This is a genomic window from Flavobacterium sp., from assembly GCF_039932285.1.
Taxonomy (GTDB): domain Bacteria; phylum Bacteroidota; class Bacteroidia; order Flavobacteriales; family Flavobacteriaceae; genus Flavobacterium.
The window spans coordinates 1-14,452 of the sequence record NZ_JBDTQE010000006.1 but is presented as its reverse complement, the minus strand read 5'-3'; the positions used below and the strand labels follow the sequence as shown (position 1 = coordinate 14,452).

The 14,452-nt window shown below is 29.9% G+C and carries 15 protein-coding genes; 8 read left to right on the top strand and 7 right to left on the bottom strand.

Annotated elements, in window-relative coordinates; genetic code table 11:
* Positions 1–4 precede the first annotated feature (4 nt).
* From tssD (ABI549_RS02465) to ABI549_RS02445, 5 genes are all read right to left on the bottom strand, one after another.
* Positions 5–400 (bottom strand): type VI secretion system tube protein TssD, encoded by a 396-nt coding sequence (gene tssD / locus ABI549_RS02465; protein ID WP_348074866.1) that lies wholly within the window; start codon positions 398–400, stop codon positions 5–7.
* Between the two features lie 106 nt (positions 401–506).
* On the bottom strand, positions 507–896 hold the full coding sequence (gene tssD / locus ABI549_RS02460; protein ID WP_348074865.1) for a type VI secretion system tube protein TssD: 390 nt from the start codon (positions 894–896) through the stop codon (positions 507–509).
* Positions 897–1,048: 152 nt separating this feature from the next.
* A complete protein-coding gene (locus ABI549_RS02455) occupies positions 1,049–2,413 on the bottom strand; it encodes a DUF5458 family protein (protein ID WP_348074864.1) in 1,365 nt (454 codons plus the stop codon).
* Positions 2,414–2,418: 5 nt separating this feature from the next.
* The gene (locus ABI549_RS02450) at positions 2,419–2,889 is read right to left on the bottom strand and encodes a hypothetical protein (protein WP_348074863.1); all 471 of its coding nucleotides are present in this window, start codon (positions 2,887–2,889) and stop codon (positions 2,419–2,421) included.
* A 34-nt stretch (positions 2,890–2,923) separates the two neighbouring features.
* Complete coding sequence (locus ABI549_RS02445) at positions 2,924–3,862, bottom strand: PKD domain-containing protein (protein WP_348074862.1); 939 nt, start codon at positions 3,860–3,862, stop codon at positions 2,924–2,926.
* A gap of 237 nt (positions 3,863–4,099) precedes the next feature.
* Between ABI549_RS02445 and ABI549_RS02440 the strand changes: the two genes are divergently transcribed.
* The 8 genes from ABI549_RS02440 to ABI549_RS02405 are packed head-to-tail and all read left to right on the top strand — an operon-like array spanning position 4,100 to position 12,982.
* On the top strand, positions 4,100–4,675 hold the full coding sequence (locus ABI549_RS02440; RefSeq protein WP_348074861.1) for a C40 family peptidase: 576 nt from the start codon (positions 4,100–4,102) through the stop codon (positions 4,673–4,675).
* Between the two features lie 6 nt (positions 4,676–4,681).
* Positions 4,682–5,608, top strand: a complete 927-nt coding sequence (locus ABI549_RS02435) for a hypothetical protein (RefSeq protein ID WP_348074860.1) — start codon at positions 4,682–4,684, stop codon at positions 5,606–5,608.
* 1 nt (position 5,609) lies between these two features.
* Entirely contained in the window at positions 5,610–6,473 is an 864-nt protein-coding gene (locus ABI549_RS02430; RefSeq protein WP_348074859.1) for a TssN family type VI secretion system protein, read from the top strand.
* A 13-nt stretch (positions 6,474–6,486) separates the two neighbouring features.
* A complete protein-coding gene (locus tag ABI549_RS02425; protein WP_348074858.1) occupies positions 6,487–7,665 on the top strand; it encodes a hypothetical protein in 1,179 nt (392 codons plus the stop codon).
* A 7-nt stretch (positions 7,666–7,672) separates the two neighbouring features.
* Positions 7,673–8,176, top strand: a complete 504-nt coding sequence (gene tssO, locus ABI549_RS02420; RefSeq protein ID WP_348074857.1) for a type VI secretion system TssO — start codon at positions 7,673–7,675, stop codon at positions 8,174–8,176.
* A gap of 55 nt (positions 8,177–8,231) precedes the next feature.
* Positions 8,232–10,694, top strand: a complete 2,463-nt coding sequence (locus ABI549_RS02415) for an ATP-dependent Clp protease ATP-binding subunit (protein ID WP_348074856.1) — start codon at positions 8,232–8,234, stop codon at positions 10,692–10,694.
* Positions 10,675–11,106: a GPW/gp25 family protein gene (locus ABI549_RS02410; protein ID WP_348074855.1), complete on the top strand. Its 432-nt coding sequence runs from the start codon at positions 10,675–10,677 to the stop codon at positions 11,104–11,106. The genes ABI549_RS02415 and ABI549_RS02410 overlap by 20 nt, the downstream gene beginning before the upstream one ends.
* A gap of 7 nt (positions 11,107–11,113) precedes the next feature.
* A complete protein-coding gene (locus tag ABI549_RS02405; RefSeq protein ID WP_348074854.1) occupies positions 11,114–12,982 on the top strand; it encodes a hypothetical protein in 1,869 nt (622 codons plus the stop codon).
* 174 nt (positions 12,983–13,156) lie between these two features.
* On the opposite strand, the gene tsf is transcribed toward ABI549_RS02405, so the two are convergent.
* Both tsf and rpsB read right to left on the bottom strand, forming a co-directional pair.
* Positions 13,157–13,981 carry a translation elongation factor Ts gene (gene tsf, locus ABI549_RS02400; protein ID WP_348074853.1) on the bottom strand — a complete coding sequence of 275 codons (825 nt, stop codon included), beginning with the start codon at positions 13,979–13,981 and terminating at the stop codon, positions 13,157–13,159.
* 100 nt (positions 13,982–14,081) lie between these two features.
* Positions 14,082–14,452 (bottom strand): 30S ribosomal protein S2 (gene rpsB / locus ABI549_RS02395; protein ID WP_348074852.1); only part of this gene is annotated, 371 nt, incomplete at its 5' end.

Below are 14,452 nucleotides of genomic sequence, written 5' to 3'. Positions count from 1 at the left end.
CAAATTAGAATTTCAAAGGCCAGTTTCTAGTCAATTTCGAACCATTCATAGCTATTTCCTTAGCTGAAATAGAAAATTGAATTTGCATTGGTGTATTGTTGTCTGCTATAAATATTTCGTCATAACTTGCACAATAGGCTTCGCTAAATTCGAGTTCTCTCATTTTAGAAACAGCATCTCTTCTATAAAAAGTAACTTTACCATTTTTAGTTTGAGAATGACTTACCATCCAATCAAATAACAAAGTGCTTTTTGTAGATTCAACTAACAGTCTAATATTTCCTCCATTAGGATCTGCAGAAGGCTTTCCGCTTTTATCCAATTCTTGTCGTATAGAACAATTGAACTCTAAGACATTCATTGTTTCTCCATCAATTTCAAGCTTTGCTAAAAAAGACATAATAAATAAGGTTAAATTAATATTAAAAGTAACACATCTAATAACAATAAAGGGAAAGCCTAAACGATCCCTTTATTATTACTATAATATTAGAATGACTCTTTTATTATGATGTCCATTCATTAACAAGTTTACCTTCTCCGATTGTCATTTCACGTGCAGAAATTGTAAAAGTTTCTGTTAATGGATTGTTTCCAGAAGCATCAAAGTTTTCTCTGTACTTAACCATATAGGCTTCTGTAAATTTTACTTCTTTTAATTTTGCATCAGTATCACGCTTTACATATAAAATTGACCCATCTTTTCGGTCAAAATTATCAGTCATCCACTCAAAAAAGAATGAATCTCCTGTAGATTCTACTGTAACAGTGATTGACCCGCCTCTTGTTACAGAAGATGGACGACCTGTAGCGTCAATTTCTTGAAAAAGCTCATACGAAGCGTTTAAAATGTTAAGCTCTTTTCCCCCAACGCTTAATTTAGATTTAAATGACATAATTTTAAGTTTATTTGATTTATAAATGTTTATTTGATTTGAACTATGCTAATATATGACCTTTTATTTTAATACAAAATTATTATTTTTACAAATAATTGATTTTTAACGATTTAATAACACCGTTAAACGATTTAATTGTTTGTGTGTGTTTAAACGTTAGCGTATTCTGTATCCCATTCGTTTCCATCATCTCCTTTTTGTCCGTCCATACGGATTAAAAAGTTTTTAGCTGGAAAATATGGTTTTAACCTTATATCTACAAAAATCCTGTCTTTTTGATTAGGGTCTTGCTCGAATCTTTTGATATCAAAATCTTCAATTAATTTTCCTGGACCAGAAACGCTGTCTAAAAATTTAACAATTTGTCCCAAAATTTCTTTTTTGGTTGTTGAATTAAAGTTTTCAAAGGCTCTACGATTTAAAAAATCCATTAAAACTTTAGTAACATAATCAAAGACACGAACAACTGAGTAAGTTTGTAGCCCTAAGTTATCTCCATTAAATAAGGTTTTTGCTGAAAATGCCATCACTTTACCATATTCATTTACCATAGGAATTAATCCCATATTTTCAAGATTAGCTATTTCGCTTTTCTTTAAATCGAATTTAACGCCATCTACTTCATTTATTCCTCCGTGTTTTTTACCTGCTGTAACTTGAGACATCAATGTATTGTATACTTTCCCAGCTAATGCTGCTGATGGTGGCAAATATAAATCTTCTTCCTCATCAATTTCGTCGTGTTTTCCTCTACCTACTAACCAGTTACAGGCCATCATGACATTAGATCTATAAGTATCACCTCCTGTTAAGTTAGCTGCTTCAAACATTTCCATAACATCATCTGGTTCATCTAAATGCTGAAAGTCGGTAATTAACATTACTTTATTTTCATAAGCTATTTTTCCCCATTTTTCAATAACTTTATTTGAACCTAAATATCCTGGAATTACTAGTAATGAATAGTTTTGTCTTAAATCTAGTCGGTCAAAACCATTTACTAATTCTTCTTCTATATTGTCTATAAAACGAGAATTGTCTAAATCTTTAAGTTGATCTAGCTCGGCATTCATTATAGAAATATTTTTAATCTTACTTTCTTCTGTATTTTTATAAAACAATGAAATTGTTCGATAATTTTGCTCTAGTTCTTTTATCTCTTCTACAGCAATTGCTAAATTCTTTTTTAAAGTTTTTTCAACTGCGTCTGCTTTTTCAGAACAATCATTTACTAAGTCAACTAAATTATCAGATGCTTTTAATGAATCTGCCCAAAGTTGCAATGTTTTTTTAAGAGTTTCTCTTTCTGCTTTTTTTCCGCTTTCACTTAAAAAAATATTTTTTCGTGCTTTTCTCTCTGGATTCAGGTTTTGAACACCATCTATAGATCCTTCTAATAAATCAAAACCACCATATTGTATAAACGATTCTAATTGTTGTTCTAATGATAAAGAAGATACTTCTTTAGCTTCTTTACTACTATTTGCAGCCGAATTTGCTTTTTCTTGACTCATATCGTTTATTGTTTATCAGATTGTTCAATTTCTTTTATTAAAGACTCTATTGAATCTAGTATTGCATTTTTTGCCTCTGGATCTTGTAAAGCTAATTTTAAAATTTTATTTGTTTTAAGTTGTTTGATCAATTTTTTATATTGCTCATTCTTAATTTGCAAATCGCTTAAAAAAGGGCTTTGATTAGTCATTCCACTTAATGAAAAATCACCAACGTTTTTAAATATAAGTTGCTCTTTTACATTTTGTCCTTTTTCATCTTCGAAAGCCAAATCTACTTTAGGATCAAAGTGCTCAAAAACTTCATCCATATTTTTTAAACCAGTAACAATTTCTGGTCTTGTAGGTGTTTTTGTGGTAAGCTTTTGTGCGATTAAAGTTTTGTTTTGTTGAATTTCAAGCATCCCCTCTTGACCTTCAACTCTAACTTCATTTCCGCCTATCCCAAAGCTTGAGGAAAATCTATTTGTTGCCATTTTTTAGTATGTTTAAGTTATTATTTGTTGTTGTTTAATTTTTGTAGTTTGCATCAATTCTAGTCACACAACCATCATCATCTTTTTGAATGACTATTTTCTTGATTTTTATACTTTTCCCTCTAATATTTTCATCTAACTCTTTTAGTGATAATATTTTAGCGTCTTTTAAATGCACTTCTGGCATTGCGTCTTTACAAAAATATCTAGAAAAATTCCTATAGGTTAATTGATTCTCTGCAATTCCATTCATCATGGCCTCAATATCAAACTCCGTAACTCCTTTTTTCTCAGGTCCTCTTTCTTTTTTTGCTTTCATTTTCACAACCTCAACAACCTCTTCTTTCACTTTAGGCATTTGAACAAATACGTCTATTTTTTTTACGTATTTATAATTCCCATTTACTGCAAGAGTTACTTTTTTTGCTCCAGAAGTTTTAAACACATAGGTAGGGTTTTTTTCTGTTGCATCAAATTGTCTTCCTTCACTACTTCCATCTCCAAACTTCCATTGCCAAGAATTTGCGTGGGGTGTTAAGTCTTTAAATGTTGTAGGTTCTCCAACTATAATTTTTGATGGCGCATAAAAATTAGGCATTAATGAATTATCTATTTCCTCTTCAAACGGAAAAATTGTAATTTCCTTATCTACAACACAAGATTGACCAACCATTAATTTTACAGTATATTTTCCTTCTTTTTCATAGGAGTGAGATACTTTTGAAAGATATGATGATTTACTCCCATCTCCAAAATTCCATTCCCATTTAGATGCATTCTTTGTGGTATCCGAAAATGTTATTAATTCTTTTGCTTTAAATCCTTTTGATTCTATTTCGAAACCAGAAATATCGCAATTGTCTTGATTTTGCTTTTTATACAATAGTAGTAAACAAGATAAAGTAAAAAAAACCATAAAAAAACCTAAAATTTTATTGTCAAAATGCGTTTTAATTTGAGTGTTCTTGTTCATTACTAATTTGATATTTATTCTTTTGTTCAAATTTATAAAAAATATTGAATATTCAAACTTTTTTATCGCCATCAAACGTTATTATATTCTAGTATAGTCAAAAAAATCAGATATTAACTAATTAATAAGTCTATGCATTTTAATTAATTGTAAAAAACGCATATTTGATTTGATTATTTCATTGTAATTGTTGACTTTTGTAAAATAAGCTTTATTTTTTTTGTAAATTATCACAATATGTTAAGATTTTTATCAATTATTATTATTATTTCTCTTCTTTCATGCAAATCAAAGCCTATAATTACAGACAATGATGTAAACAGACTTAATTTTAATAGTAATGAAAGAGTAGTATATGATTACAAGAAAACCCTTTCAAATGAGGAAATTACTTATTTTTCAAAAAAACTTAATGTTGATAAAAAAGCAATAACAAACGAAAAATTATATATTTTTATAAAAAGCTGGGAAGAAACAACTTATTTATTAGGCGGAGTAAATAAAAATGGTGTAGACTGTTCTGCTCTTATGCAAGAACTCTATAAATATGTTTATGATACAAAATTAGCTAGAACATCAACTGAGATGTATGGTGACAAACGTTTTAAAATGATTAAAGAAGGACAACCACTGGAAGAAGGAGATTTGGTTTTCTTTAAAATTAAAGACGACCAAGTGGTTTCTCACGTTGGAATTTATTTAAAAAACGATAAGTTTTTTGGAGCAAGTTCTACCGAGGGTTGTTCTATTGGGAGCTTAAAAAAGCATTATTGGCAAAAATCTTATGTTGGAGCTGTAAGGCTAAAAAAGTGATGCTTTATGAAAAAAAACACATCAATTATTACTAATCATAGACATTTAACTTCGTTTGATTTAAAAGCGGAAATTATTTTCAATGCCTTACTTGAAAGTAATGTTATTGACTCCAATATTGTTGTTAAATCAAATGGTCTTTTTTATAGAAATTTTAGAAAAGACAAAATGAATATCGATTATGACGCAATTAACAAGGACGTTGTAAATATCGAAATTAGCAGGGATGGTTTTTATGACATTTTACCTGAAAGCATATCTCATGATTATAGAGACCGAAATAAAGGAAATAATCCTGTAGAAGAATTTAAAAACAGAAAAAAAGAAGAAAAAGAAGCTCGCCATTTTTTTAACCCAATAGAAAATGAGTTTTTTCGATTTAGACATCTCATAGAAAGTTTTGAATCTGAGTTTTTTTCAAAATTAAATTCTAATGAAATTGCCGATATTATTCGAACAATACTAGCCGTAGATAATAGTATTCCTGACAAACTAATTGTCAAGCTCTTTTATGCTCTTTTAAAACAAAATCAAAGTAATGACCAAAGCATTGAAACGGTTGTAAATATATTAGAAAACATAATACAAGAAGAAGTAAATTATACTTCCTCATATATCAAGCTAGATTATGCGTATGATGTGAATTCTATAAGTTCAGATATGCTATTAGGAGTCAACACAACGTTAGAAAGTAGTGAACGAATTTATCTAAAAAAATACAATTTTAGTGTTGGTCCACTTAAAGAGTCTGAAAATTTAAAATATTTTTTTCAAAATCAATCAATGGAAATCTTCATTACTACATTTTTTAATTTATTTTTACCATTTCATGTGCAATTTTCGTTTGACATCAAATTAAACTCGGATGATGAAAAATTTACAATAGAAGAAGACAGCTACAAATCAAGATTAGGAATTTCAACAACAATATAAAATGAGACGTTTTTTACCGAAACTAAATGGAGGCGAAGCATTAATTTATGCACTTATAATTATAGCAATAGCAGTTATGCTTACAATGTTAATAAGTGCTAAAACCCCAAAGTTAAAACAAGAAAAGAAAAAATATTTTTATTACATACTCGCTCAAGTATTAGTCTTTGTGGTATTTTCTAGCATTTTATATAATCTAAAAGATGTAATAGTTTCGCAACGATTTGTAGCATTTCAAGTCTATTTTGCAATTACAGGAGCAATTCATTTTAGGTTATTTCGAATTTATTTTAAAAAATTTGAAGCGAAAAAAATATTTACAGAAATAGCAATTTCATCTGTAACAGCCTTATTTATTGCTGCTTTTATATCAATCATTGCGAGCTTTTTTGGAGAATTAGACTATTTAACCTATTTAATAGCTACCTTGTTATTTTTTATAATTCCAACTTTGTGTTACATTTTATTTGAAACTGCTATCTCGATTCCTGCCAAGTTACACAAAAGATGGTTTTATCCTCTAAATTCAGTATATCCAGCTCCACAGGCATCAGAGATGCGTAACGTTATTATTTTGAATCTAGTTTTTCAAAAAAAATCAAATGATAAAGACATTATTAATTTTAAAGTAAAGGCGCCAAGGGCATTTGATTTTGGTCGATTATTTTATTATTTCATCAATGATTATAACGAAAAAAACCCAAATGGCAAGATTAATCATCTTGATGAAAAACAGCAACCCTATGGATGGTATTTTCATACCAAACCAAAATGGTTTGGTTCAGCAGAATATATAGACCCCGAATTAGCCATAGATACTAATAATATTAAAGATGGAGAAACAATAATTTGTCAAAGAATATAAAAAAATTAGAAGTATGGCAGAAAACATAAAACACTTTCCAGTAAACTGGATTGAAGGAATGAAAATCAATAAAAATCATTTTATTGAATTGCAAGACAATATTGAAGATTTAGTTCGTGATGCAAGAAATCTTGAAACCAGCGATTTAAACTACGGATTGTTAAGCACTAATTTATCGAGCCCTTTTCAATATTCAATTTCTATTGATACACACAATGAGTTGAGTATCGACATAAAAATGCTTAAAGCAGTAACTCCTTCTGGAGGACGAATAGAGATCACCGATTTAACAGGTTCTTTTTCTGAAAAGATAGAATTGAAAGATTTTGATTTTAAAGAAAATAACTATTACTTGCTTCTAAACGTAGACCCGTATCATAGAATCCCATCTGGAGAACAAAATATGTTAGAAACTCCACCTAGGTTTCCTTACGCGAGGTCAAAATATTTTTTTACAACTGTAATAGAAAGTGATGTAAATCAAAATAATATTGGTGCTTTACAATTCCCAATAGCAAAATTTAAAACATCATCAGATAGTTATGAAATTCTAACAGATTATATTCCACCTTGCTTAACTGTAAATAGTCATTCAAATTTAATTAGTTTATTTGAAAATTATGATTTGTTTTTTAAACAAATAGAATTCTATTCCGTACAAATCATACAAAAAATAAAGTTTAGAAGCACCGCAGAAGATGAAAACGTAATTGCTAGTATGGTTCTTGAAGCCTGTAACAAGTCATTAAATTATGTTGAAAAACATATTACAATGAATAAATGGACAAATTACAACACAAAACCCATAGACATTTTAAGCAATATAGTAGGATTTGCTAGAACCTTAAAAAATTGTTTTGACACTTTTTCAGGTGACGGTAAGGAAATGTTATTTAATTATTTTTCAGAATGGACTGATACAAAAAGTGGGGACTTTGAACGTTTGTTTACAGATGCTATAAATGTTAAATATAAACCTTTTGACATTAGAGAAACTGTAGATCAAACCAATTACTTTATTTCAAAAATAGACAACCTTTATTCTATTTTAAATCAATTAGATTATATAGGAAGAAAAAGAGATACTGGAATTTTTGTAAACGAAAATGTTTTAAAAAACGACAAAAGCACTTCAGTCTTTAGCAACGATAACAAGCCATCAAATTCATCACCAACATTTTTAGCAGATTAATTTTATTATGGATATTTTAAATAAAAAAGAGCGTTACTCAGCATTTTTAATGTTTCTTGGAATGTTTGTCATTTCAGCAGGAATTTTTGTTTTTGCATTATTTTTTAACTTCAAACTTCCTATGAAAGAAAATGAGGTTTTACGAAGTGAAAACGAAAGAATGATCAAACAACTTAATTATCAGCAAAAATTTTCTGATGAGTTTAAAAACATTACTAAGCTATTAGATTCTATGCAAAAAACTCCCGAAAGAGCAACTTATATAGAACAAAACATTAGTCAAAAACTAGGTGATTTAAGCAAAGAAATCCCGGATGACACATTAAGTTCAAAATTATATGAACGTATTATTGTGAACGTACAAGATTTAGTAAATTCTAAAAAAGACGTGGTACAATATTCCGATTGTAAAAGTACGATTGACCAACTTACTCAAGAAAATAGAGACAAGCAAAAACGCATAGACGATCTTATCATAGACATCAAGGTTGCTAATGCTAAATCAGAATAAACAAAACATTGCTTGATTATTTGGGGATAATTAAACAAACACAAACTAAAAAACTATGGGGCAAGAAGAAATACCTCAGGTTGTTCACGTTGCAAAACAATTTGCTAAAGAAAATCTGAATCAAAAATATAGTGCATCGCATATTTTAAAAGCTTTATTAAACCCGCAATTTGATTTTTTAAAACTATTAGACAGCAAAGGTGTCGATGTTTTTTATATTGATGAATGGGCAGATGTACGCATCAATGAATTGCCAAAAGTTTCGAAACCAACAGAAGATCCAGCTGCCGATAATGCGGCAATTGCTGTTTTTGAAGAAGCCGAAATTATTGCAAAAAACTTTGGTACCGAAGTAGATTTTAATACCTTGCTTATTACCTTAGTAACCCCAGGAATAGGATTTAATCACGACCAGTTAAAATCCTTACCTATAAATCCAACCTCATTAAAAGATATACTGATTGAAGGAAATACAATTTCACAAAATTCAGGCTCTTCATCTTCTTCAACGAACTCATCCTCTAGAGGAAATTCGTCAGTATTAGATAAATACTGCATCAATAAAATAAACAAAACAAAAACAGACGATATTTTTTCGATTATTGGTCGCGATGAAGAACTAAAAATAATTACCGAAATCTTAAATAGAAGATTAAAACCTCACGTTATCATTACTGGCGAACCTGGTGTAGGAAAATCGACTTTAGTAGAAGGATTTTGTCATAAAATTGCCAATAAAACTATTCTATCTTCATTTCACAATGCTTCAGTATTTGAAATAAATATTGGAGCGTTATTTGCAGGCGCTTCTTATAAAGGAGAAGTTGAAGATCGTTTGCAAAAAATATTTAATGAATTAAAAAAATACGACAAACCTATTGTATTTATTGATGATATTCACGAATTATTTGACTCAAATCAAGGAAGCGGCATTGCGAGTATTATAAAATCTGAACTTTCAAAGGGTGACATTACTTTTATAGGAGCCACGACTACCGAAAAATATAGAAAAACATTGGGTAAAGACGATGCTATATCAAGACGTTTCGAAACACTAGAAATACAAGAACCTCAGCAAGATTTAGCCTTTAGAATGATTAATAATGTGATTAGTCATTATCAAAAACATCATAATTTTTCAATAGATGAAGATGGTATTAAGGAAGCTATTCGATTATCTAAACGATATTTAAAAGAAAAATCATTACCTGATTCGGCTTTAGATTTGATTGATAGAACTATGTCGTCACTTAAAGTGGCTAAAGAAACTATTAAGAAAGAACTTCCTGAATTAAAAATTCAATTAGAATCATTACCCAATCTCAAAGAAGATGAAATTGAAAAAATAGATTGGTTATACAACGATGTTATAAAAAAGTCAGGTAACTTATTTAACGAAGTCGACGAAAGCATAACTATTTATCCCACTTTACACGAAAAAGATAAAAAATTAGATCATATAAAAAGCTTGCTTAATACTCTCGAAGAGTTAGAAAAACAAGAAAACAAAGTATTCCCGTCTCACTTATCACTTGTCGTTTCTGGAATCACAGGAATACCTGCAGGCAAAGTAAAATCTGACGAAAGAGAAAAACTACTCGATATTGAAAATATGCTCAAAAAAAGAGTAATAGGTCAAGATCACGCTGTAAAAGTAGTTTCTGATGCTATTTTAGAATCACGATCAGGACTTACAAAACCAGGACAACCAATTGGCTCATTTTTCTTTTTAGGGCCAACAGGAACAGGTAAAACAGAATTAGCAAAATCGATGGCAGATTTCCTTTTTGGAGACGAGAATGCAATCATTCGATTGGACATGTCTGAATTTAAAGAAGAACATTCCGCAGCACTACTTTATGGTGCGCCTCCAGGATATGTAGGATATGAGGAAGGTGGCTTATTAGTAAATAAAATTAGACAAAAACCCTACTCAATAGTACTATTTGATGAAATTGAAAAAGCACACAAATCGGTTTTTGACGTTTTCTTGCAAATATTAGATGAAGGGAAATTACATGACAGATTAGGGAAAGAAGGCGATTTTTCAAATTCTGTAATCCTATTTACCTCAAATATTGGTTCAGATTTTATTGTCAAATCATTTGAGAAAGAGGTAATCCCTAAATCGAATGATTTAATTCAAATTATGACAGGTTATTTCCGTCCTGAATTTTTAGGTCGATTGACCGAGATAATCCCTTTTGCACCTATTAGTTCAAAAAGTGTGGCTCGTATCTTTGATATTCATCTAAAGAAAGAACTTCTTCAATTATTAGAAAAATTAGAGATTTCCTTAGAGATTTCTGCAGAAGACAAAGAAAGAATTGCATTAATAGGATTTAGTAGCGAATATGGTGCAAGACCAATCAAAGGAAATATAAGAACACTTCTAAAAAGACCTTTATCACGAATGATAATTTCTAACGAAATTCAAAAAGGAGATCATTTAAAAGTAACTTTAGATGAAAATAACGAAATTAAATTCGAAAAAATAAATGAAGGAGCTATTTTATAAAATCCCATTTGATTTCAAAAAACTCACTATAGGGGAAGATTCTAGAAAAGTAACCATCGAAGAATCTTTAGCTCAATTTATTTCTTTGATCATCAGCACAACATTTGGCGAATATAAATATGACGAAGATTTTGGAACCGAAATTTGGGAAACTGATTTTAATCAGTTAGCCAATCCAAATCAGTTAAAAGATCTAATTAAAGAATCAATATTTGACAAAGTAAAAAAATACGAAAAACGCCTTATAATTACCAATGTAGAGTTAGGAGTTGTTGAAGATACATTAAGCCATGAATTAAGCATTAGAGTAAAAAAAAGATTAGATATTATCGTTTATGGCATTATCAAACAGACGAATCAACCTTATTATTACAAAAGTTCCTATTATTTAGCTCCATTTTCTTTTAAGTAAATAAATTATGAATCATTTATCAAAAGACCAAATTAAAGACCGATTACTTAAACGAGCTGCTAAACAGTGGGGCTATACTGATGTGGAGCTTGAAAATGTTTTTGACCCCATTGTAAATCTTCTTTTTGACGTTTGTGCTAAAGAACTTGAGAATATATCACATGAAATTTTCTCGAGTCGCAGACGCATCACAGAAAGACTTATTGAAATTCTAACTCCTGTAACTTCTTCAAGAGCAACAGGAGCAAGAGGGATTTTAAGAGCTTATCCTGTAGAAAACGATACTATTACAAATGACTACCACCAGTTTTATTTTCAGCGAAAAGAACTAAATCCATACAATCCAACGGAGAGTACAATAAAAAATTACTTTTTTGGGCCTACAAAAGCCGTAAAATTAAATCGAAATAAAATAAACTACGTTGTACTTCCAAATGGAATTCAAGAAGTTGTTAAAGAGCAATTTCGCGAAGTTTTATCAAGTAGTAAATATAAAAGTCCGTATCCACATAGCACTATTTGGATTGGACTTCAACACGAAGGCGAAGGAATTATAAAAGATTTAATGTTTTATTTTCATCTTAAAAATAGCATAGATAGAGATGTTTTTTATCATTTTTTACCAAGAGCAAAATGGTTTTTAAATGATTTGCAATTATCTACAAAAAAAGGGTATAATTACGAAGAAACTAAAAAAACTTATGAAAATGAGTTAATGCAACAGGATTTTCACTACATAGATAAAGTTCAAGAACATATTAACGAATATTATAGAAGCAATTTTATCACTATCGAAGATATTATTACCATCGATGACGGAAAATATGACTTACCAAAAGAATTTAAAGATTTATTTGCAAAAGAAGACATTAAGAAAATAACCGACGAAAAATTACTTTGGCTAAGAGTTGAATTCCCTAATGTAATAGGGCCAAATATTCTTTCTGAAATATTTTGTGCCAATAATTGCTTTCCAATCATCAATAAAAAATTAAATGAAACACAAGGAAAAATAAAGGATTTACTTAATATTTATCCTCTAATTCTAAATGATGATTATTTTTTAGAATTATTTTCAGTTTCAGATGATAGTAATAGAGAAGTAATTATCGTAAATAATAAAGATAAAGACTCTTCGGACGAGGATGATTTTGCCTATTTGCGTTTTGGTGGTGTTGCACGTTTTGATGAACGAAATGCCACTGAAGAAATTAATTACTTAATTGATTTAATTCGAGATGAAGCTTCGGCTTTTACAAGATTAGGACATGATTTTACAGACAATAATCTAAAAGAAATTAACCAAATTATATCACGATTTAAAAATAAAATTGCAGCAATAGGTTCAAAAAACAGCAATACTCCCTATTTGGTATTTGATTCCAAAAGTAAAAAAGACAAAGGTAATTTATTTACAAAATATTGGACCACAAATGGTGAGGCTGCAAATAAAATTAACACTTTTTCAAAGTTTGCCCTTCATAAAGGCTCTGATTTTGAAAAAGACAACATTATCCTTTTGTCAACAACTCAAGGAGGTAAAGACGAGTTATCTAACTCTGATAAGATTTATGCTTATAGAGAAAACCTCATATCCAATCATAGAGTCGTAACTAGACAAGATATTATTATCCTATGTAAAAACCATTTTGGAGACAAAATTGAAAATATTGAAATTAAAAACGGAATCCAAAACAGTTTAGACAGTACAATTGGGTACACTCCTACTTTAGACATTTTTATAACAAAAAAAGATAATTCTATTTATAATGAAGACGAATGGGAATTCTTAAAAGAAGATTTAAAACTCTTGATAGATTTACGCGCAATTAATATTGTGCCGTTCAGGATTTTTTATAAAACTTTAGAGCTTTAAACATAAAGATATACACTTATTTTAGTCTCTTTATGTTTATTTCCCTCAAAGCTTTACTTCGGTTTTTTTCAGACATTCATTAGAGTACTTAAATAAAAAAAGAGTTAAAGCAAAATAAAAAGAGACCGTCTAAAAAATTAGACGGTCTCTTTTTATTTTATGCGTTAAAAGGAATTATCCTAAAGCTGCTCTTTTGAAACCTGTTACAACTAAGTTAGCATCGATAGATTTAACATAATTAGCAACGCTCATAGAACTGTCTTTAATATAATCTTGATTTACTAGAGTGTTGTCTTTAAAGAAACGTCCTAATTTACCTTTTGCAATATTTTCGATCATTGCTTCTGGTTTTCCTTCTTGACGAAGCATATCTTTAGCAATTTCTATTTCTTTAGCAATAACTTCTGCATCTACACCTTCTTCGTTTAACGCGATTGGGTTCATAGCAGCAGCTTGCATTGCTACGTTTCTTGCAGCTTCTTCAATACCGTCTGCTTTTGCAGAGAATGCAGTTAAAGTAGCAATTTTGTTTCCTGAGTGAATATAAGATCCAACGAAAGCACCTTTTAGTTTTTCGAAAGTTCTAATTTCTAATTTTTCTCCGATAACTCCTGTTTGCTCGATTAGTTTATCAGCAATAGTAATACCATTAAAATCAGAAGCTAAGAATTCTTCTTTGTTGTCAAAATTTAAAGCAAGATTTGCCATTTCAACAGCCATTTTAACGAAGTTTTCGTTCATTCCTACAAAGTCAGTCTCACAGTTTAATGTGATAACAACTCCAGCAGTATTGTCAGCGTTTACAACAGCGATAGCAGCTCCTTCAGTAGATTCTCTATCTGAACGGTTTGCAGCTACTTTTTGTCCTTTTTTACGTAAGTTTTCGATTGCTAAATCAAAATCCCCGTCTGATTCAACTAAAGCTTTTTTACAATCCATCATTCCGGCTCCGGTGATGGTTCTTAATTTATTTACGTCTGCAGCAGTGATAGTTGCCATATTTTTTATTTTAATTGGGTTATAAAAAAATTACGAATTACAAATTACGAATTACGCTAAAAACTCGTAATTGATAATTCGTAATTCGTAAATTAGATAATTACTCTTCTGTTTTAGCTGCCTCAGCTACAATTGCTTTTTCTTCAGCGATTGTATCAACAACTACTTCTTCTTGAGCAACTTCTTCAGTAGTAGCGTCAGCTTCTTTATCAGATGTTCTGTTTGCAAGACCATCAATAATAGCTTCAGTTACTAATGTTAAAATTTTATCGATTGATTTAGAAGCATCATCATTTGCAGGGATAACGTACTCAACAAGACGTGGGTCAGAGTTGGTATCTACCATTGCGAAAACTGGAATGTTTAATTTTTGAGCTTCTTTAATTGCGATGTGTTCAGCTTTGATATCTACTACAAATAATGCAGCAGGTAATCTTGACATATCAGCGATAGAACCTAAGTTCTTCTCTA

Coding starts and splice junctions, on each gene's coding strand:
- tssD (WP_348074866.1), bottom strand. CDS start 400: ATGTCTTTTTTAGCAAAGCTTGAAATTGATGGAGAAACAATGAATGTC.
- tssD (WP_348074865.1), bottom strand. CDS start 896: ATGTCATTTAAATCTAAATTAAGCGTTGGGGGAAAAGAGCTTAACATT.
- ABI549_RS02455 (WP_348074864.1), bottom strand. CDS start 2,413: ATGAGTCAAGAAAAAGCAAATTCGGCTGCAAATAGTAGTAAAGAAGCT.
- ABI549_RS02450 (WP_348074863.1), bottom strand. CDS start 2,889: ATGGCAACAAATAGATTTTCCTCAAGCTTTGGGATAGGCGGAAATGAA.
- ABI549_RS02445 (WP_348074862.1), bottom strand. CDS start 3,862: ATGAACAAGAACACTCAAATTAAAACGCATTTTGACAATAAAATTTTA.
- ABI549_RS02440 (WP_348074861.1), top strand. CDS start 4,100: ATGTTAAGATTTTTATCAATTATTATTATTATTTCTCTTCTTTCATGC.
- ABI549_RS02435 (WP_348074860.1), top strand. CDS start 4,682: ATGAAAAAAAACACATCAATTATTACTAATCATAGACATTTAACTTCG.
- ABI549_RS02430 (WP_348074859.1), top strand. CDS start 5,610: ATGAGACGTTTTTTACCGAAACTAAATGGAGGCGAAGCATTAATTTAT.
- ABI549_RS02425 (WP_348074858.1), top strand. CDS start 6,487: ATGGCAGAAAACATAAAACACTTTCCAGTAAACTGGATTGAAGGAATG.
- tssO (WP_348074857.1), top strand. CDS start 7,673: ATGGATATTTTAAATAAAAAAGAGCGTTACTCAGCATTTTTAATGTTT.
- ABI549_RS02415 (WP_348074856.1), top strand. CDS start 8,232: ATGGGGCAAGAAGAAATACCTCAGGTTGTTCACGTTGCAAAACAATTT.
- ABI549_RS02410 (WP_348074855.1), top strand. CDS start 10,675: ATGAAGGAGCTATTTTATAAAATCCCATTTGATTTCAAAAAACTCACT.
- ABI549_RS02405 (WP_348074854.1), top strand. CDS start 11,114: ATGAATCATTTATCAAAAGACCAAATTAAAGACCGATTACTTAAACGA.
- tsf (WP_348074853.1), bottom strand. CDS start 13,981: ATGGCAACTATCACTGCTGCAGACGTAAATAAATTAAGAACCATCACC.